At 63.2% G+C, this 17,555-nt stretch carries 20 protein-coding genes; 17 read left to right on the plus strand and 3 right to left on the minus strand.

Features of this window, described 5'->3' with window-relative positions; translation table 11 throughout:
• Window positions 1–96: 96 nt before the first annotated feature.
• A complete protein-coding gene (gene xseA, locus E2K99_RS05630; RefSeq protein ID WP_134221616.1) occupies window positions 97–1,500 on the minus strand; it encodes an exodeoxyribonuclease VII large subunit in 1,404 nt (467 codons plus the stop codon).
• A 171-nt stretch (window positions 1,501–1,671) separates the two neighbouring features.
• On the opposite strand from xseA, the gene E2K99_RS05635 reads away from it, so the two are divergent.
• From E2K99_RS05635 to E2K99_RS25435, 17 genes are all read left to right on the plus strand, one after another.
• On the plus strand, window positions 1,672–2,277 hold the full coding sequence (locus E2K99_RS05635) for a MotA/TolQ/ExbB proton channel family protein (protein ID WP_034339345.1): 606 nt from the start codon (window positions 1,672–1,674) through the stop codon (window positions 2,275–2,277).
• A 21-nt stretch (window positions 2,278–2,298) separates the two neighbouring features.
• Window positions 2,299–2,727, plus strand: a complete 429-nt coding sequence (locus tag E2K99_RS05640; RefSeq protein WP_034339343.1) for an ExbD/TolR family protein — start codon at window positions 2,299–2,301, stop codon at window positions 2,725–2,727.
• A 113-nt stretch (window positions 2,728–2,840) separates the two neighbouring features.
• Window positions 2,841–3,869, plus strand: a complete 1,029-nt coding sequence (lpxK, locus tag E2K99_RS05645; RefSeq protein WP_134221617.1) for a tetraacyldisaccharide 4'-kinase — start codon at window positions 2,841–2,843, stop codon at window positions 3,867–3,869.
• Complete coding sequence (locus E2K99_RS05650; protein WP_034339340.1) at window positions 3,850–4,038, plus strand: Trm112 family protein; 189 nt, start codon at window positions 3,850–3,852, stop codon at window positions 4,036–4,038. Before lpxK ends, E2K99_RS05650 begins: the two co-directional genes overlap by 20 nt.
• Window positions 4,039–4,094: 56 nt before the next feature.
• Window positions 4,095–4,910, plus strand: coding sequence for a 3-deoxy-manno-octulosonate cytidylyltransferase (kdsB, locus tag E2K99_RS05655; RefSeq protein WP_134221618.1), 816 nt, complete (start codon window positions 4,095–4,097; stop codon window positions 4,908–4,910).
• 283 nt (window positions 4,911–5,193) lie between these two features.
• On the plus strand, window positions 5,194–5,850 hold the full coding sequence (gene adk, locus E2K99_RS05660; protein WP_034339334.1) for an adenylate kinase: 657 nt from the start codon (window positions 5,194–5,196) through the stop codon (window positions 5,848–5,850).
• A 272-nt stretch (window positions 5,851–6,122) separates the two neighbouring features.
• The gene (locus E2K99_RS05665) at window positions 6,123–8,162 is read left to right on the plus strand and encodes a sodium-translocating pyrophosphatase (RefSeq protein WP_134224040.1); all 2,040 of its coding nucleotides are present in this window, start codon (window positions 6,123–6,125) and stop codon (window positions 8,160–8,162) included.
• 205 nt (window positions 8,163–8,367) lie between these two features.
• Window positions 8,368–9,126 carry an SDR family NAD(P)-dependent oxidoreductase gene (locus E2K99_RS05670; RefSeq protein WP_039785165.1) on the plus strand — a complete coding sequence of 253 codons (759 nt, stop codon included), beginning with the start codon at window positions 8,368–8,370 and terminating at the stop codon, window positions 9,124–9,126.
• A gap of 60 nt (window positions 9,127–9,186) precedes the next feature.
• Complete coding sequence (locus tag E2K99_RS05675; RefSeq protein ID WP_034339323.1) at window positions 9,187–10,392, plus strand: patatin-like phospholipase family protein; 1,206 nt, start codon at window positions 9,187–9,189, stop codon at window positions 10,390–10,392.
• Between the two features lie 125 nt (window positions 10,393–10,517).
• A complete protein-coding gene (locus tag E2K99_RS05680; RefSeq protein WP_121044780.1) occupies window positions 10,518–10,913 on the plus strand; it encodes a guanyl-specific ribonuclease in 396 nt (131 codons plus the stop codon).
• A 2-nt stretch (window positions 10,914–10,915) separates the two neighbouring features.
• The gene (locus tag E2K99_RS05685; RefSeq protein WP_370516341.1) at window positions 10,916–11,443 is read left to right on the plus strand and encodes a barstar family protein; all 528 of its coding nucleotides are present in this window, start codon (window positions 10,916–10,918) and stop codon (window positions 11,441–11,443) included.
• A 100-nt stretch (window positions 11,444–11,543) separates the two neighbouring features.
• Window positions 11,544–12,155, plus strand: coding sequence for a phosphoribosylglycinamide formyltransferase (purN, locus tag E2K99_RS05690; protein WP_204725037.1), 612 nt, complete (start codon window positions 11,544–11,546; stop codon window positions 12,153–12,155).
• A gap of 61 nt (window positions 12,156–12,216) precedes the next feature.
• Entirely contained in the window at window positions 12,217–13,479 is a 1,263-nt protein-coding gene (locus tag E2K99_RS05695; protein WP_034332736.1) for an RsmB/NOP family class I SAM-dependent RNA methyltransferase, read from the plus strand.
• On the plus strand, window positions 13,476–14,048 hold the full coding sequence (locus E2K99_RS05700; RefSeq protein WP_134221619.1) for a phospholipase D family nuclease: 573 nt from the start codon (window positions 13,476–13,478) through the stop codon (window positions 14,046–14,048). Before E2K99_RS05695 ends, E2K99_RS05700 begins: the two co-directional genes overlap by 4 nt.
• Window positions 14,049–14,076: 28 nt before the next feature.
• On the plus strand, window positions 14,077–15,435 hold the full coding sequence (locus E2K99_RS05705) for a mechanosensitive ion channel family protein (RefSeq protein WP_134221620.1): 1,359 nt from the start codon (window positions 14,077–14,079) through the stop codon (window positions 15,433–15,435).
• A gap of 82 nt (window positions 15,436–15,517) precedes the next feature.
• The gene (locus E2K99_RS05710; RefSeq protein ID WP_121044028.1) at window positions 15,518–16,714 is read left to right on the plus strand and encodes a DesA family fatty acid desaturase; all 1,197 of its coding nucleotides are present in this window, start codon (window positions 15,518–15,520) and stop codon (window positions 16,712–16,714) included.
• Between the two features lie 54 nt (window positions 16,715–16,768).
• A complete protein-coding gene (locus tag E2K99_RS25435) occupies window positions 16,769–16,912 on the plus strand; it encodes a hypothetical protein (RefSeq protein WP_166675040.1) in 144 nt (47 codons plus the stop codon).
• 60 nt (window positions 16,913–16,972) lie between these two features.
• Here the strand turns inward: E2K99_RS25435 and rpmG are convergent, their stop codons facing one another.
• Both rpmG and rpmB read right to left on the minus strand, forming a co-directional pair.
• On the minus strand, window positions 16,973–17,140 hold the full coding sequence (gene rpmG / locus E2K99_RS05715) for a 50S ribosomal protein L33 (RefSeq protein ID WP_006463731.1): 168 nt from the start codon (window positions 17,138–17,140) through the stop codon (window positions 16,973–16,975).
• Between the two features lie 24 nt (window positions 17,141–17,164).
• Entirely contained in the window at window positions 17,165–17,401 is a 237-nt protein-coding gene (gene rpmB / locus E2K99_RS05720; protein WP_006463730.1) for a 50S ribosomal protein L28, read from the minus strand.
• Window positions 17,402–17,555 lie beyond the last annotated feature (154 nt).

The raw sequence follows: 17,555 nt of genomic DNA on the forward strand, positions 1-17,555 counted from the left end.
CCCACCCGTAATACGGCGCGCCGCGCTGTATTGCGCCGGAAAATGCTTATGCCAAAAAAGTCTGCCACAGCTGTCAAGCAGGGCGACAGCATCGCCTCAATCCAGCCGTGGCTGCACGCTGGCAATGCCGACCTCGGCACTGCCTTCGGCCAGGCGGATGGTGACCTCGCTGCGGGCGGCCAGCTCGGCCGGGGCGTGCAATACACGGCCCTGGCGATCGCTGACGATGGCGTAGCCGCGCTCCAGCGTGCGCTGCGGATTGAGTAGTTCCAGCTGCGTACTCAGCCCGGCCAGCGCCTGCCGCTGGCGCAACTGCCGTGCGGCCTGCGCTCCTTGCAGGCGTCGCGTCAGGTCCAGCAGGTCGCGCCGGGCGTGGGCGGTGTCGGGAATCTGGTGCGACAGATGGGTGGCGAGTTGCTGCAGGCGATGGCGCATGCGGGTCAGCGGCACGCGGGTGGCGTGGGCGAGCCGGGTCTGCAGCGCGGCCAGTTTGACGCGCTCATGCTGGATATACGCACTCGGGTTGACCAGGCGGCGCGAGAGCCAGTCCACGGTCTGCGCTTTTTCGGTCAGGTTGCGGCGCAGGGCGCGCGTGAGGTCATTGGCGTGGCCGCGCAGTTCAGCCAGCCAGTCCTCGCGCGCAGTGGCGGCCAGCTCGGCGGCGGCCGTGGGGGTGGGCGCGCGCAGGTCGGCGGCGAAGTCGGCGATGGTGAAATCGGTTTCATGGCCGACACCGGAAATCACCGGCATGCTGGCCTCCACGATGGCGCGCGCCACCACTTCTTCATTGAAAGACCACAAGTCCTCGATGCTGCCGCCGCCACGGCACACCAGCAGCACATCGCATTCGGCGCGCGCGGAGGCGGTGCGGATGGCATTGGCGATGCGCTGGGCTGCGCCTTCGCCCTGCACGGGCGTGGGGTAGAGGATCACTTCCACATGCGGGGCGCGGCGGCGCAGGGTGGTCAGCACATCGCGCAAGGCGGCGGCCTGCGGGCTGGTGACGATGCCGATGCGGCGCGGGAAGCCCGGCAGGGCGCGCTTGCGGTCGCGGTCGAACAGGCCTTCGCGCTCCAGTCTTTCCTTCAGCTGCACGAAGGCGGCGTAGAGGTCGCCCACGCCGGAGCGGCGGATGGCTTCCACGTTGAGCTGGTAATCGCCGCGCGGCGCGTAGAGCGTCACCAGGGTGCGCACTTCGACCTTGTCGCCTTCGCGCGGCATGAAGCCGGCGTATTGCGCGCGGCCCTTGAACATGACCGCACGCACCTGCGCCCCGTCATCCTTGAGGTTGAAATACCAGTGGCCGGAGGCCGCACGGGTGAAATTGGAAATCTCGCCCTTGACCCAGATCAGCGGGAAATTGCGCTCCAGCATGCGCGCCACCGCCTGGTTCAGGCCGGAGACGGTCAGGATGGGTGGGCCGCCGTCGGTAGCGGCGGCCGGCATGGCCTCCGGACGCGGGCGGGCAGCGGGGAAGGGCGGGAACTTGTCGGCAGGCATGGGACGCAGGGACTCCAGGGGCGATACAATGCCGCATTGTAAAGCCAAGCTGGCTGCGCTTGCCGAGCCGCGCGCAACCGGCTACATTCTGCACCGCAGAAACGGGCGTGCCGGAGAGGACCGCCGGCTGCACCAGATTCACCGCTCATCCGCATTTCTTAGGAGTACGTTTTGCTCGCCATCATCCTCGCCGCCGGCTGGCCGATCTGGCCCTTGCTGATCGCTTCCATCATCGGCCTGGCGCTGGTCATCGAAAGACTGGCCTACCTGCGCCGCGCGCGCATCCTGCCGCCGGACCTGCTGGGCGAAGTGGTCCGGGTCTACCAGAGCGGACGCGTCAACGAGGACGTCATCGACAAGCTGGAACAGAATTCGCCGCTGGGCCAGGTACTGGCCGCCGGCCTGCGCAACGTCGATGCCCCGCGCGAAGTGATGAAGGAAGCCATCGAGGAAGCCGGCCAGGCCGCCGCGCATCGCCTGGAGCGCTTCCTGACCACGCTGGGGACGATCGCTTCGCTGGCGCCGCTCATGGGCCTCTTTGGCACCGTGGTCGGGATGATCGAGATCTTTGCCTCGCAGAATGCGGCCGGAACCAATCCGGCGCAGCTGGCGCACGGCATCTCCATTGCGCTCTACAACACCGGCTTCGGCCTGGCCATTGCCATGCCGGCGCTGGTGTTTTATCGCCACTTCCGCGCCCAGGTCGACGGCTTCGTGGTTGATATGGAGCAGCAGGCCGTCAAGTTCGTGGACATCGTCCACGATGTACGCCGCTGATCCTGGACGACGGAGAACCGCATGAACTTCCGCAAGGGCCGTCCCCGCGAAGACCTGGAGATCAACCTGATCCCCTTCATCGACGTGCTGCTGGTGATCGTGATCTTCCTGATGGTGACCACCACCTACAGCAAGTTCACCGCCCTGCAGGTCACGTTGCCCACGGCTGATGCCCAGAAGGCGCTGGAACAGCCCTTCGAGATCAACATCGCCATCGACGCCAATGGCCGCTACGCCATCAACAACAAGCGCATCGCTGCGCGGGATGCGCAGGGGCTGTCGGAAGAGATGCAGGCTGCGGTGCGCAGCAGTGGCAGCAAGGCTGATCCGGTCATCATCATCAATGCCGACGCGCTGGCCACGCACCAGACCGTGGTCAACGTGATGGAGGCGGCACGCATGGCGGGTTATCCCAAGCTGACCTTCGCGGCGCAGTCGAGCAGCAAGTAGCCGGCTGCGAGCCGCACTGAAAATTTGCCAATAGCTTCACGTCATCCAGCAGCGATGGCGCGCCGGCCAGGTCCCGCCTGGCCCGCGTTTTTTTTATTCACTGGAACCTGAAAATGGCCGAATCCAGGCCCACTGCCGAAGCCATCCTGACCCGCGCCTGGCAACAGCGAGGTCCGCTGGCCTGCCTGCTGTGGCCGCTGTCGCTGCTCTTTGGCGCGCTCGCAGCGCTGCGCCGCGCGCTCTTCGCGCTGGGCATCAAGCGCACCGAACGGCTGCCGGTGCCGGTGATCGTGGTGGGCAACGTCTTCGTCGGCGGCACCGGCAAGACCCCCTTTGCGATCTGGCTCATCGAGGCCTTGCGTGCGGCTGGCCTGCGTCCGGGCGTGATTTCGCGCGGCTATGGCGGCGGTGCCGGGCAGACGCTGGAGGTCAGGGCCGATGCGGCGGCGGCCCAGGTGGGGGACGAACCCTTGCTGATCGTCCAGCGCACCGGCGTGCCGCTGGTGGTCGGGCGGCGCCGGGCCGAGGCCGGGCGCGCCTTGCTGGCGGCGCATCCTGAGGTGGACGTGATCATTTCCGACGATGGCTTGCAGCATTACGCGCTGGCGCGTGACATCGAGATCGTGCTGTCCGATGCGCGCGGTGTCGGCAACGGCTGGCTGCTGCCGGCCGGACCGCTGCGGGAGCCGGCTTCGCGCCGACGGGATTTCTCGGTGGTCAATGTCGGCGCGCAGGGCAGCGCATCCGGCGGCGCGCATGCCATGCGGCTGCAGGCGGACCAGGCCGTGCAACTGGCCCCGCCCGCTGCGCGCAAGCCGCTGGAGCGGATGGGCGAGGGTGGCGTGCGGCTGGCGGCGGTGGCCGGGATCGGCAATCCCGGGCGTTTTTTTGCGACGCTGGAAGCGGCGGGTTTGTCCTTTGCGCGCCATCCCTTGCCCGACCATTTTGATTTCGCCATCGATCCTTTTGCAGGCCTTGCGGCCGATGTCATCCTGATCACGGAAAAGGATGCAGTAAAATGCAGGGCTATCGAGGCCATCCGAAACGACCCGCGCATCTGGGTCGTGCCTGTCTCGGCGCGCATCGACGGCGCGCTGGCTGAACATATAGTGGAGAAACTCCGTGAACGCCCGACTGCTTGATATCCTGGTTTGCCCCATCTGCAAGGGCCCGCTGGACTATGACAAAAAAGCCCAGGAACTGATCTGCAAGGCAGACAAGCTGGCTTATCCCATCCGCGATGGCATCCCCATCATGTGGGCCGATGAAGCGCGCGAACTGACGGCCGTGCCGGCAGCGCCTGCGGCCTGACGCGGGTCCCCGGTCTCTTGATTCCTGATTTCTGCCTTCCTGCTGCGGTTGATTCCATGACCTTTACCGTCATCATCCCTGCGCGCCTGGCTTCCACGCGCCTGCCCAACAAGCCGCTGGCCGACCTCGGCGGCAAGCCCATGATCGTGCGCGTGGCCGAGCGGGCCGCGCTGTCCGGGGCCACCCGCATCATCGTGGCCACCGACCACCACGACATCCACGCCGCCTGCGAGCAGCATGGCATCGAAGTGGCCATGACCCGGGCCGATCACCCCTCCGGCACCGACCGCATCGCCGAAGTGGCCGCCGCGCTGGGGCTCACCGAGGATGAGGTGGTGGTCAACGTGCAGGGCGATGAACCCCTGATCGATCCGGGCCTGATTGCTGCCACCGCCGCCCACATCAAGGACGGCGTACCCATGGCCACGGCCGCGCACGCCATCGGGACTGCCGAGGATGCCTTCAATCCCAACGTGGTCAAGGTAGTGCTCAACAAGGACGGCTGCGCCATGTATTTCTCGCGCGCCACGATTCCGTGGCATCGCGATGCCTTTGCCAGGTCGCGTGAGTCGCTGCCCGACGCCAGCGGTCCCGATCACGCCAATGAATACGTGCCGCTGCGCCATATCGGCCTGTATGCCTACAGCAACCGTTTCCTGCAGCTCTACCCGACCCTGGCCCCGGCCCCGCTGGAACGCATCGAGGCGCTGGAGCAATTGCGCGTGCTGTGGCATGGCCACGCCATTGCCGTGCACGTGACCTCGATGGTGCCCGAAGCCGGGGTGGATACCCCCGAAGACCTGTTGCGCGTGCGCAAGCATTTCGAGGCGCCTCCGGACAGCCCGCTGGTGCAGACCATCTCCGCGCTCTGATCTCTCGTCTGCGTGGCAGGCATGATCCGCCGCAAGGCGGTGCGGATCGGCTTGCTGTAAGTTCCATGTCAAGCTGACACGACACAATCAGAGTCCGGAGACTGCTTAAAAATCAGGCGTTTGTCATGGTTCGGTAAGATTTTGTGGTAAGTTTCGTCCCAGAGCTGATGCAAACGGCGCGCAAACAAGCTGCATAACCGTCCAGATGGTAGCGATCCTCTGCCATCACGTCGCAAAAGAATTCAAGCATTCATATTCAGAAACCCTCAATTTAGGAAACGACATGCGCCTCATCCTTTTAGGAGCGCCTGGTGCCGGTAAAGGCACGCAAGCCACTTTTATCAAGGAAAAATTCAACATTCCGCAGATCTCCACCGGCGACATGCTGCGCGCGGCCGTGGCTGCGGGCACCGAGCTTGGCATCGCTGCCAAGAAGGTGATGGATGCGGGCGGTCTGGTTTCCGACGACATCATCATTGGCCTGGTCAAGGATCGCCTGAAACAGGCTGACTGTGCCAATGGCTACCTCTTCGACGGCTTCCCGCGCACCACGCGCCAGGCCGATGCGATGAAGGAAGCGGGCGTGGCCATCGACTACGTGCTGGAAATCGACGTGCCCGACAGCGCTATCGTCGAGCGCATGAGCGGCCGCCGCGTGCACCCGGGTTCGGGCCGCACCTATCACGTCAAGTTCAACCCGCCCAAGGTAGAAGGCAAGGATGACCTGACCGGCGAGGCGCTGATCCAGCGTGACGACGACAAGGAAGAAACCGTCAAGAAGCGTCTGGCCGTGTATCACGAGCAGACTGAAGTGCTGGTGGGCTACTACGGTGATTGGGCCAAGTCGGGCCAGCCGGGTGCGCCGAAGTATCGCAAGATCGCCGGCGTCGGTCCGGTGGAAGAAATCAGGGATCGTGCATTTGCCGCCCTGGCGGAGTAAAGTGAAGCGGACTTCGGTCCGCTTTTTTTATGCTGTCGCGCTGGAGGCCATCGGCTCGACAGTCAGCAAAAACTAAGTAAACCGATCACCGGTAGTGACGCCCGCCCGAGGGCGTGGCACCGGCGGCCCGGCAAGGCACAACAACTCCAATAAAAAAGGGCGACGCAATTTGCAGGCGCAGTATCGGCCGCGGCGAACCGGAACAGCAGCACCCGGACGGCGTGGCGGATGTTCGTGATTGTTGATGAGTCGTGATAACAAAGGAGACGATGATGGCACTTGCCCTGTGGTTTGCCATTGCCTGCGGCATGGTCGCGGTGATCTATGGCCTGGTTTCTCGGAGCTGGATTCTCAAGCAGGACCCCGGCAACCCCCGCATGCAGGAAATCGCCCTGGCCATTCAGCAGGGCGCGGCGGCCTATCTGGCGCGGCAGTACCGCACCATCGCCATGGTGGGGGTAGTGCTGCTGATCCTCATTGCGCTCATTCCTGGTTTGGGATGGCTGACCGCCATCGGCTTCCTGCTGGGGGCGGTGCTGTCCGGCGCCTGCGGTTTCATCGGGATGAACGTGTCCGTGCGTGCCAATGTGCGTACTGCACAGGCTGCTACGCGCGGCATGAACGAGGCGCTGGGCGTGGCGTTCCGGGGCGGGGCGATCACCGGGATGCTGGTGGTGGGGCTGGGATTGCTGGGGGTATCGCTGTTCTTCTGGGTCCTTTATGTCTACGGACAGGGACGCGCCGCCAGCCTGCACGATGCCATCCAGCCCTTGATCGGACTGGCTTTCGGGGCATCCCTCATCTCTATCTTTGCGCGGCTGGGCGGGGGCATCTTCACCAAGGGCGCGGATGTGGGAGCCGACCTGGTGGGCAAGGTCGAGGCCGGCATTCCCGAAGATGATCCGCGCAATCCTGCGGTCATCGCCGACAACGTCGGGGACAACGTGGGCGATTGCGCCGGCATGGCCGCCGACCTGTTCGAGACCTATGTCGTCACGCTGGTGGCGACCATGCTCCTGGGCAGCCTCATGCTCAAGGGCCTGGAAACCTTGGCGGTGCTCTATCCGCTGGCGCTGGGCGGGGTGTCGATCCTGGCTTCCATCGTCGGTTGCGCGATGGTCAAGGCGCAGCCGGGCAAGAAGATCATGTCGGCGCTCTATACCGGGCTTTGGTGGTCGGCTGGCTTGTCGCTGGTCGGCTTTGCGGCGGTCACCTGGCTGCTGTTGCCGCCTGAACTGCGCGTGCCGCTGATGGGCGCGGCCGTGGTGGGCATCGTGCTCACCGGCCTCATGGTCTACATCACCGAGTACTACACCGGCACCGACTTCAAGCCGGTGCGCCATATCGCCGAAGCCTCCACCACCGGACATGGCACCAATATCATCGCCGGTCTCGGGGTGTCGATGAAGTCCACCGCGTATCCCGTGCTGGCGGTGTGCGCGGCGATCCTGGCGTCGTACTGGCTGGCAGGCCTGTACGGGATTGCGATTGCGGCGACTTCCATGCTGTCCATGGCCGGTATCGTGGTGGCGCTGGACGCCTATGGGCCCATCACCGACAACGCGGGCGGTATCGCAGAGATGTCGGGTTTGCCCGATTCGGTGCGCGCCATCACCGATCCGCTCGATGCCGTGGGCAATACCACCAAGGCGGTCACCAAGGGCTATGCGATCGGCTCGGCAGGCCTGGCCGCACTGGTGCTGTTTGCCGATTACACGCATGCGCTGGAGTCCGTCGGCAAGACCGCCAGCTTCGACTTGTCCAGCCCGGCGGTGATCATCGGGCTCTTCATCGGCGGGCTGATCCCCTATCTGTTCGGTGCCATGGCGATGGAAGCGGTGGGACGCGCGGCCGGTGCGGTGGTGGTGGAAGTGCGTCGCCAGTTCCGCGACATCCCCGGCATCATGGATGGCAGCGGGCGTCCCGAGTATGACCGCGCGGTGGACATGCTGACCTCTTCTGCCATCCGTGAAATGATCCTGCCGTCGCTGCTGCCGGTGATCGTGCCGATCCTGGTCGGGCTGCTGCTGGGGCCGTCGGCGCTCGGGGGGCTCCTGATGGGGACCATCGTCACCGGGCTCTTCGTGGCCATCTCGATGACCACCGGCGGCGGCGCCTGGGACAACGCCAAGAAATACATCGAGGACGGCCACCATGGCGGCAAGGGATCGGATGCCCACAAGGCCGCCGTCACCGGCGACACCGTGGGCGATCCCTACAAGGATACGGCCGGGCCCGCCGTCAATCCGCTCATCAAGATCATCAACATCGTGGCGCTGCTGCTGGTGCCCTTGCTGCCGACGGTCGCCTGACCCGATCTGACGGCAGCCCTGATTGTCGCCGCACGGATAGTCTGCCGTGCGGCGACCTGCGCATAATCCCCGCACCGCGAAGGGAAAGCCTGCATTGCCAGGCTGGCCGATTCGTCAAATAATGCGCCCTGATGTATCCCATCATCATTGGCTCGCCGGCCAGGCCATCCGCCTGGCTGCGCGCAGATAAAAAACAGGAGACTCCATGCGTATCGAAGGAAATGTATTCATCGTCACCGGCGCAGCATCCGGTCTGGGTGCGGCCACTGCCCGCATGATCGCCGCCGCTGGTGGCAAGCCGGTGCTGGCCGATCTCAACGAGGAGGCTGGCAGTGCGCTGGCCCGCGAACTGGGCGGCGTCTTCGTGCGCTGCGATGTCAGTTCGGAAGACGATGCCCAGGCCGTGGTGCGTGCCGCGCAAGCGGCCGGCAGCCTGCGCGGACTGGTCAATTGCGCCGGCATCGCCCCGGCCGAGAAGCTGGTCGGCAAGAACGGCCCGCACAGCATGGCGCTGTTCATGAAGACGCTCAACATCAACCTGGTCGGCAGCTTCAACATGGCCCGCTTTGCAGCCGATGCCATGGCCAGGACCGAGGCACAGGAAGAAGGCGAGCGCGGCATCATCATCCACACCGCCTCGGTGGCGGCCTACGATGGCCAGATCGGCCAGACGGCCTATTCGGCTTCCAAGGGGGCCATCGTCGCCATGACCCTGCCCATGGCGCGGGACCTCTCGCGCAGCGGCATCCGTGTCATGACCATTGCCCCGGGTATCTTCGAGACCCCCATGATGCTGGCCATGCCGCAGGAAGTGCGCGATTCGCTGGGGCAGGCGGTCCCTTTCCCGCCGCGCCTGGGCCGTGCCACCGAATACGCACAGCTGGCCCGGACCATCATCGAGAACGTGATGTTGAACGGCGAGACCATCCGCCTCGATGGTGCCATCCGCATGCAGCCCAAATAGACGGCATTTGCCTGCCAATTCTCTTGTCCACGGCGAGGGGGCTACTGATAAGCTCCCCTCATGGAGACCATGGAACACAAAACAGGCTTGATCCTGACCGGCGGCGGCGCACGGGCGGCTTACCAGGTGGGTGTGCTCAACGCCCTCTCGATGATCCTGCTCGAAGCCGGCTGGCCGGTGCACAGCAATCCCTTCCCCATCATCTGCGGCACCTCGGCCGGGGCCATCAACGGCACCGCCCTGGCCTGCCGGGCGGACGACTTCGGCGAAGCCGTGCGCGAGCTGATGGCGGTGTGGAGCAATTTCCAGGTGGAGCAGGTGTACCGCGCCGATTCGCTGGGCGTGATCCGCTCGGGGGCGCGCTGGCTGTCGCTGTTCTCCTTCGGCTGGCTGCTGCGCAAGTGGCGCGCCAATCCACCCAATTCCCTGCTGGACAACACCCCGCTGGTGAGCATGCTGCATCGCCTGCTGGACCTGCCACGGCTGGATGCCGCCCTGGCCGAAGGGCAGTTGCATGCGCTGGCGGTGACCGCCTCGTCCTACACCAGCGGCCAGCACATCACCTTCTACCAGTGCGCGCAAGAGATCGAACCGTGGCGACGCACCCAGCGCCTGGCCATGCGCGACCAGATCGGCATCGATCATTTGCTGGCTTCGTCCGCCATTCCCTTCATCTTTCCGGCCATTCCGGTGTACATCGATGGCCGTTGCGAGTATTGCGGCGATGGCTCGATGCGCCAGATCGCCCCGATTTCCCCGGCCATCCACCTCGGTGCCACCAAGGTCCTCATCATCGGTGCCGGACGCATGGGCGAGAAGGGCGAGCAGGCCCCGACCAATACGCCGCATTACCCCAGCCTGGCGCAGGTGGCCGGGCATGCGATGTCGGGCATTTTCCTCGACGGCTTGTCGGCCGACATCGAACGCATCAACCGGGTCAACCAGACCTTGTCGGTGCTGAACGAGGAGCAGCGCCGGCATACGCCCCTGAAACCCATCCGTACCCTGGTGATCTCGCCCTCGCAGCGCATCGACAGCATCGCCAGCCGCCACGTCGGCAGTCTGCCGCGCCCGATCCGCACCATGCTGGGTGGCATCGGGGCCACCGAGGCGCGCGGCTCGGCACTGGCGTCCTATCTGCTGTTTGAACAAAGCTTCACACGCGAGCTGATCGCCCTGGGCGAAAGCGATACCTACGCCAAGCGCGAGGAGGTGCTGGCCTTTTTTGAACCGGATACCGCCCAGCTGCTCCAAGCCTCTGCCTGATTTGCTGCCGGTCAAGTTCCTGGCCTGCCGTGGTTGCCTAGCCGAAAGCAACGCGTTAATCTACCGAGTGCTGTTGCCATTCATTGACAAAATTGCAATTAACAGAATCAATGCAGACGATGCAGATGCGAGCCCGCTTCATTTCTTCCTTCTTCACCCGTTACTGGCTGGTGCTGCTGACGGCCCTGATGCTGTCCGTCCCGGTGCAAGCCAAGGGGCCGGTGCCGGGCAACTTGCCGGAGGTCAATCTTGACCAGCTGCCGCGCGAAGCCCAGCAGACCATGGCCCTGATCCGTCAGGGTGGGCCCTTCCCGTATGAAAAGGATGGTGCAGTCTTCGGCAACTATGAAGGGGTTTTGCCCAAGCAAAAGCGCGGGTATTATCGCGAATACACGGTCAAGACGCCGCGCGCCCGCAATCGCGGGGCCCGTCGCATCGTCAGCGGGGGAGAACCGGCCACGTCGGGCGAATACTATTACACCAGTGACCATTACAAGACCTTCCGCCGGATACGCGACTGATCTTGTACAGCGCAGGGCAGGGCGCGCGAGTTCTGTTGCAGCAAGCCACACAGCAGGCCAGCCATCACCATCACGACAATTACGACAACCACGACAGCCACACAGCCCCGCCTATGAATACTGAAGGCAAAATGAGTTTGTTCAAAACGGTGCCGCCCAATATCGTGCAATCGATCCGCGCCTTCCGCGTGACCGAGCTGCAGCAGGAGGCCGCGCACCTGCAGCAGCACTTTCTCTATGCCTATTGCGCCGAGGCCGTGACCAAGCAGCAGGTGCTGACCACCATTGCCACCGCCTTCCAGTTTCCCCGGCACTTCGGCAAGAACTTCGATGCCCTGCATGACTGCCTGACCGACCTGACCCACAAGGCCGGCAAGCAGATCGGTTTCGTCGTGGTGCTGGAGCAACTGCCCAACACCCAGAAATTCGACAAGGAAGCGCGCGAGACCTTGCTCGACGTCTTCCGCGATGCGGCCGATTACTGGGCTGAGAAGAAAGTGCCGTTCCGCGTTTTCTATTCCTTCCAGTAAATTTTCTTCACATTTTGATAAACCTTTTACGCCACGCCGGATCTTTCACATCGTGAAAACCGGCGGCGGAGGGGCTGTCAGCAGGTACAATGCGCACACCATGAGAAGCATTGTCATCCTGATTTCCGGACGAGGCAGCAATATGGAAGCCATCGTCCGCGCTGCACAGGCCGAGCGGTGGCCTGCCCGAATCGCCGCCGTCATCAGCAACCGCGCCGACGCCAGCGGCCTCGAATTCGCCGCCAGCCACGGCATCGCCACGGCCGTCGTGGCCAACCGCGACTATCCTACGCGCGACCAGTTCGATGCCGCCCTGCGCGAGCAGATCGACGCGTTCGCGCCGGACCTGGTGGTGCTGGCCGGCTTCATGCGGATCCTGACGGCGCCGTTCGTCAATCATTACCAGGGCCGCATGCTCAATATCCACCCGTCGCTGTTGCCCAGTTTCCCCGGGTTGGCGACGCACCGGCAGGCACTGGCGGCTGGTGTGAAGCTGCATGGCGCGACCGTGCATTTCGTCACGCCCGACCTCGACCACGGCCCCATCGTGGCGCAGGCCGCCGTGCCGGTGCTGGAAGAGGACAGCGAGGAGACGCTCGCCGAGCGTGTCCTGGAACAGGAACATGTGATCTATCCCCGCGCCGTGCGCTGGTTCGTGCAAGGCCGTCTGGCACTGGACGGCGCGCGCGTGCGCCTGGCCGCCGAAGCCTGAGGCGCAACGAGCCAACGCTGCCGCGCAACCCTTATCTTGAATTGAAATTGAAGGACCTAGCATGAGATTGCCTCCCGCGATCATCCCCCATACCGAAGAACTGCTGCGCGAAGTGCTGCGCTTCACCGGCCCGGCCGACGTCACCCTGTCGCGCTACTTCCGCGACAATCCGCGACTGGGCAGCCGTGAGCGCGGCGTGATCGCTGAAGCGGTTTACGGGCTGCTGCGCAACAAGACGGTCCTGACCAACTTCGCCGAATCCGGCAGTGGCCCGATGATGCGCCGCCTGGCCCTGCTGGGTCTGGCCGATGCGGTCGGTGCCGAATCCATCGCCGGCCTGCAGGAAGGCGAAGCCGAGTGGCTGGAGCGTGTGGCCCAGATCGACCGCACCCAGCTGGCCCCCCAGATGCGCAGCAACCTGCCGCCCTGGCTGTGGGAAAAGCTGGTCGCCCGCATGGGCGAGGAAGCCACCCTGCAACTGGCTGATGCCATGAACCGTCCGGCACCGCTGGACCTGCGCGTCAATGCCCTCAAGGCCGACCGCGATACCGTCATCGCCGAACTGGCCAAGGCCCCGGTGGCCTGCGAACCGACCCCGTATTCCCCGTTGGGCCTGCGAGTGTTCAAGAAGCCGGCCCTGCAGAACCTGCCGCTGTTCAAGGACGGTGCCATCGAAGTGCAGGATGAAGGCAGCCAGCTGCTGGCCCAGATCGTCGGTGCCAAGCGCGGCGAGATGGTGGTCGATTTCTGTGCCGGTGCCGGTGGCAAGACACTGGCACTGGGCGCGCTGATGCGCAATACCGGCCGTCTGTATGCCTTCGACGTGTCCGAAAAGCGCCTGGCCAAGCTGAAACCCCGCCTGGCGCGCAGTGGCCTCTCCAACGTGCATCCGGTGGTGATCGCCCATGAGAACGACGCCAAGGTCAAGCGCCTGGCCGGCAAGCTCGATCGCGTGCTGGTGGATGCCCCTTGCAGCGGCCTGGGTACCCTGCGCCGCAATCCCGACATGAAGTGGCGCCAGAGCGTGGAAACCCTCACCGAGATGCGCGCCAAGCAAGGCTCGATTCTCGCCAGCGCCGCGCGCCTGGTGCGTCCGGGCGGCCGCCTGGTGTATGGCACCTGCAGCTTCCTGGAAGAAGAGAACGATGAAGTCATCGCCGACTTCCTGGCCTCGCATCCCGACTTCACGCTGCGCCCCATGAGCGAAGTGCTGGCCGAGCAGAAGATTGCGCTGGATACCGGCGACTACCTGAAGCTGCTGCCGCACCAGCACCAGACGGACGGTTTCTTCGCGGCCGTCCTGGAGCGTCGCGCTGCTGCATGATGCGCCGGCGCTTGCTGCCTTGCCTCGCCGCTGCCCTGCTGGCAGCGGCCGCTCCTGGCCTGCAGGCCAGGGAGGCGCTGCCGCCACCGCCGGTGATGGCAGCGCAGGGCACGGTGCAAACCGCCTTTGCGCCCTGGGATGACATCGAAGCGCTGATCGTCGGCCAGCTTCACTCTGCGCAGCGCCAGATCCTGATGCAAGCCTATCTGCTCACCAGCCGTCCGATTACCGAGGCGCTGGTGGCCGCCCGCAAGCGCGGCATCGACGTGCGTGTGCTCATGGATGCCGGCCAGCTCGACAAGAATTCCGAAGATCGCCTGCGCCAGCTGCGCGCGGCCGGCATTCCGGTCTGGCTGGAAACCGATTACCGCAATGCCCACAACAAGGTCATCATCATCGATGCAGCCTTGCCGACGGCCACCGTCATCACGGGCAGCTACAACTTCACCTGGTCGGCCCAGCACAAGAACGCCGAGAACGTGCTCATCCTCGGCAAGAACCCGCCACTGGCTGCACGCTACGCCAGCAACTGGCAGCGCCACCGCCAGGATGCCCAGGCGGCACCCTGATTTGCCCTGATTCTTCACCCGGCCAGCCATGACCGATCATTTCCTTTCCCTCTTCACCGATATCAGCACCGTCGACCTGCTGCGCCAGCTGGTGGTGATTGCACTTTCGCTGGTGGGCGGCATCGGCCTCTCGCGCTGGCTGCGAGCGCGTTTCGTGCTGCCGGGCGATGGCGAGGCGCAGTCGTTGGTCATGCAAATCGGCGTCAAGAGCTTCGCCCGCGTGCTCTCGCCGCTGCTGGCCCTGGGCCTGTTGACGGGAGCCTATTACATTCTCAAGCGCGGCCACCATGCCGTCACGCTCTGGGAAATCATGTTCCCCCTGACCATCGCCCAGGTGGCGATGCGTTTCGTTTTCTACGTATTGCGCGGCATCTTCGTGAAGGATGCGACCGTGGGCGCGCTGCTGCACCTGTCGGAAAAGGTGATCGCGTTGCTGGTCTGGCTGTGCGTGGTGCTGTGGATTACCGGCCTGTGGCCGGATTTCGTCGACTATCTGGATACCACGACCTTCCCGCTGGCGCGCCACAAGGTGTCCTTGTTGACGATGTTGCAAGGTGCGGCCTCCGTGCTGGTGACGCTCATCATTGCCCTGTGGATAGGCACGGTGGTGGAAAACCGCCTCATGAAGTTCAGCGGCATGCATTCCTCTCTGCGCACGGTGGTGGCGCGCATGATGCGGGCCTTGCTGATCCTGATTGCCTTCCTGGTCAGCCTGTCGCTGGTCGGCATCGACCTGACCGTGCTGTCTGTCTTCGGGGGCGCGCTCGGTGTGGGTATCGGCCTGGGTTTGCAGAAGATTGCCAGCAGCTATGTCTCCGGCTTCGTGATCCTGCTGGAGCGCAGCATGGTCATCGGCGATATGGTTGCCGTGGATAAATATTTCGGCAAGGTCACCCAGATCAATACCCGCTACACCATCCTGGAAGGACTGGACGGGATCGAATCGGTGTTGCCCAATGAACTATTTGTCTCCAATCCGGTACAAAACTATTCCTTGACCCATCGCATTGTACGTTTGGCTACACAGCTTACAATTCTGTACCAGGACGATGTGGAAACGGTCTTGTCCATCATGGAACAGGCCGCACTTGGGGTACAACGGGTCTCCCAGCAGACCGCCCCGCAAGCCCTGCTGATCAAGATCGGAGCCGACGGGCTGGATCTGGAACTGGGGTTCTGGATCACCGACCCGGAAAATGGACGGCTCAATGTGCTGTCCGACGTCAATCGTGCCATCTGGGCTGCCTTCAAGCAACACGGCATCCAGGTGGCCCATCCCAAGCGCGACATCCGGATTATGGATGAGCGCAGCTTCCGCCAAAGTACGCGCCAGGAAATTCCTGATATCCCAGAGGCACAGAATTCGCGTACAATGCCGGACAATTAAAAGAAAATAAAACCATTTTCACGGAACAAGTAATAATCCTGTTTTGTAGTCCGATAGTTGTTTTCTATTTGGAGTTGTACTGATGACCCTTGATGCGATCCTCGACTTTGTTGCCAACGGCCTGCTGCACGCGTCCGGTTGGCAGATTGTCATTTACACACTGGTGATGACCCACATCACCATCGTGGGCGTGACTCTCTACCTGCATCGTTGCCAGGCGCATCGCGCGCTCGAACTGCACGCGATCCCCAGCCACTTCTTCCGTCTCTGGCTGTGGATGACCACCGGCATGGTGACCAAGGAATGGGCCGCCATCCACCGCAAGCACCACGCCAAGTGCGAGACCGAAGAAGATCCGCACAGCCCGCAGACCCGCGGCATCCACAAGGTGATGTGGCAGGGTGCCGAGCTGTACCGCAGTGAGTCCAAGAACGCCGAGACCATGGAGAAGTTCGGTCACGGCACCCCGGATGACTGGATTGAACACAACATCTACAGCAAGTACGGCTGGCAGGGTGTGGGCATCATGCTGATCATCGACGTGCTGCTGTTCGGCGCCATCGGTCTGACCGTGTGGGCCGTGCAGATGGCCTGGATCCCGTTCTGGGCGGCTGGCGTGGTCAACGGCCTGGGCCACTTCTGGGGCTATCGCAACTACGATTGCAACGATGCAGCGACCAACCTGTTCCCGATCGGCATCATCATCGGCGGCGAGGAAATGCACAACAATCACCACACCTTCGGCACCTCGGCCAAGTTCTCGGCCAAGTGGTATGAATTTGACATCGGCTGGATGTACATCCGCATCCTGGAGACCTTCGGCCTGGCCAAGGTCAAGAAGGTGGCACCGGTGCCCAAGTTCGACAGCCAGAAATCGGTGATCGACTTCGATACCCTGCAGTCCGTGATCGCCAACCGTTACGACGTGACCGCCAAGTACGCCCGTTCGCTCAAGAGCGCCTGGAAGGACGAGCTGGATCACCTGATCGAGAAGGCCCAGCTGGAATCGCGTTTCCTGAAGTCCTCCAGGAAGCTGCTGCAGCGTGAGCCGGCCCGTCTGGAAGATGGCCAGAAGCAGCAACTGTCGGAACTGTTCGCCCACAGCAAGGCGCTGCAGACCATGCATGAGATGCGCATCGAACTGAGCGCCATCTGGGAGCGTTCGCACTCGACCCGCGAACAGCTGCTGCAGCAACTGCAGGACTGGTGCACCCGCGCCGAGGCATCCGGCGTGAAGGCCTTGCGTGACTTCGCCCTGCGCCTGCGCAGCTACGCCTGATCGGCTTTGACCAGGCCGCTGCTCCGGGGTAAAAGCCGGAAGTGAAGGAAAAGCATGAAGACATCCCTGCAGAGCGATCTGCGGGGATTTTTTTCGTCATCGGCCAGTACAGGCCTGAAGGTTTTTGTCAAAAAACCGAAACGGGAGGGGAGGGCTGCGGTGCGCAGCGGGCTGACCGGCGCAATGCGTTCAACGTGAGCAGGCAATAAAAAACCCGCAGAGTATTCTGCGGGTTTTTCATCGGGAGACCGGGATCAATTACTTGATCTTGGTTTCCTTGTATTCGACGTGCTTGCGCGCCTTGGGATCGAACTTCATGATGCTGATCTTTTCGGGCGTAGTACGCTTGTTCTTGGTGGTGGTGTAGAAGTGACCAGTACCTGCGGTCGACTCCAGTTTGATTTTGTCGCGGCCGGATTTCGCCATGATAGATTTCCTTTACTCTGCTAATTAGACTTTTTCGCCACGAGCACGCAGATCGGCCAGAACGGCATCGATGCCGATCTTGTCGATCACGCGCAGGCCGGCGTTGGACAAACGCAGCGAAACCCAGCGGTTCTCGGATTCGACGAAAATGCGGCGGTTCTGCAGGTTGGGCAGAAAACGACGCTTGGTCTTGTTGTTTGCATGGGAAACGTTGTTGCCGACCATCGGCCCCTTCCCGGTGACTTGGCAGACACGTGCCATGTGAGACTCCTTAAAAATTTCCGAATTTGGGAAAAACGAGAGTATATGGAAAAAACTCTGCTTTTTCAATGACTTGCGAAAAACAATTGTGTCTTGATGGGGTCCATTGATTTAACAATTGAAGAAACATTGTTTTTCCACTGTCGCCCTTAAT

It is taken from the genome of Herbaspirillum huttiense (assembly GCF_004367745.1).
In the GTDB taxonomy this organism is placed as follows: Bacteria; Pseudomonadota; Gammaproteobacteria; order Burkholderiales; family Burkholderiaceae_D; genus Herbaspirillum; species Herbaspirillum huttiense.

Coding starts and splice junctions, on each gene's coding strand:
- xseA (WP_134221616.1), bottom strand. CDS start 1,500: ATGCCTGCCGACAAGTTCCCGCCCTTCCCCGCTGCCCGCCCGCGTCCG.
- E2K99_RS05640 (WP_034339343.1), top strand. CDS start 2,299: ATGAACTTCCGCAAGGGCCGTCCCCGCGAAGACCTGGAGATCAACCTG.
- lpxK (WP_134221617.1), top strand. CDS start 2,841: ATGGCCGAATCCAGGCCCACTGCCGAAGCCATCCTGACCCGCGCCTGG.
- kdsB (WP_134221618.1), top strand. CDS start 4,095: ATGACCTTTACCGTCATCATCCCTGCGCGCCTGGCTTCCACGCGCCTG.
- adk (WP_034339334.1), top strand. CDS start 5,194: ATGCGCCTCATCCTTTTAGGAGCGCCTGGTGCCGGTAAAGGCACGCAA.
- E2K99_RS05665 (WP_134224040.1), top strand. CDS start 6,123: ATGGCACTTGCCCTGTGGTTTGCCATTGCCTGCGGCATGGTCGCGGTG.
- E2K99_RS05670 (WP_039785165.1), top strand. CDS start 8,368: ATGCGTATCGAAGGAAATGTATTCATCGTCACCGGCGCAGCATCCGGT.
- E2K99_RS05675 (WP_034339323.1), top strand. CDS start 9,187: ATGGAGACCATGGAACACAAAACAGGCTTGATCCTGACCGGCGGCGGC.
- E2K99_RS05680 (WP_121044780.1), top strand. CDS start 10,518: ATGCGAGCCCGCTTCATTTCTTCCTTCTTCACCCGTTACTGGCTGGTG.
- purN (WP_204725037.1), top strand. CDS start 11,544: ATGAGAAGCATTGTCATCCTGATTTCCGGACGAGGCAGCAATATGGAA.
- E2K99_RS05695 (WP_034332736.1), top strand. CDS start 12,217: ATGAGATTGCCTCCCGCGATCATCCCCCATACCGAAGAACTGCTGCGC.
- E2K99_RS05700 (WP_134221619.1), top strand. CDS start 13,476: ATGATGCGCCGGCGCTTGCTGCCTTGCCTCGCCGCTGCCCTGCTGGCA.
- E2K99_RS05705 (WP_134221620.1), top strand. CDS start 14,077: ATGACCGATCATTTCCTTTCCCTCTTCACCGATATCAGCACCGTCGAC.
- E2K99_RS05710 (WP_121044028.1), top strand. CDS start 15,518: ATGACCCTTGATGCGATCCTCGACTTTGTTGCCAACGGCCTGCTGCAC.
- E2K99_RS25435 (WP_166675040.1), top strand. CDS start 16,769: ATGAAGACATCCCTGCAGAGCGATCTGCGGGGATTTTTTTCGTCATCG.
- rpmG (WP_006463731.1), bottom strand. CDS start 17,140: ATGGCGAAATCCGGCCGCGACAAAATCAAACTGGAGTCGACCGCAGGT.
- rpmB (WP_006463730.1), bottom strand. CDS start 17,401: ATGGCACGTGTCTGCCAAGTCACCGGGAAGGGGCCGATGGTCGGCAAC.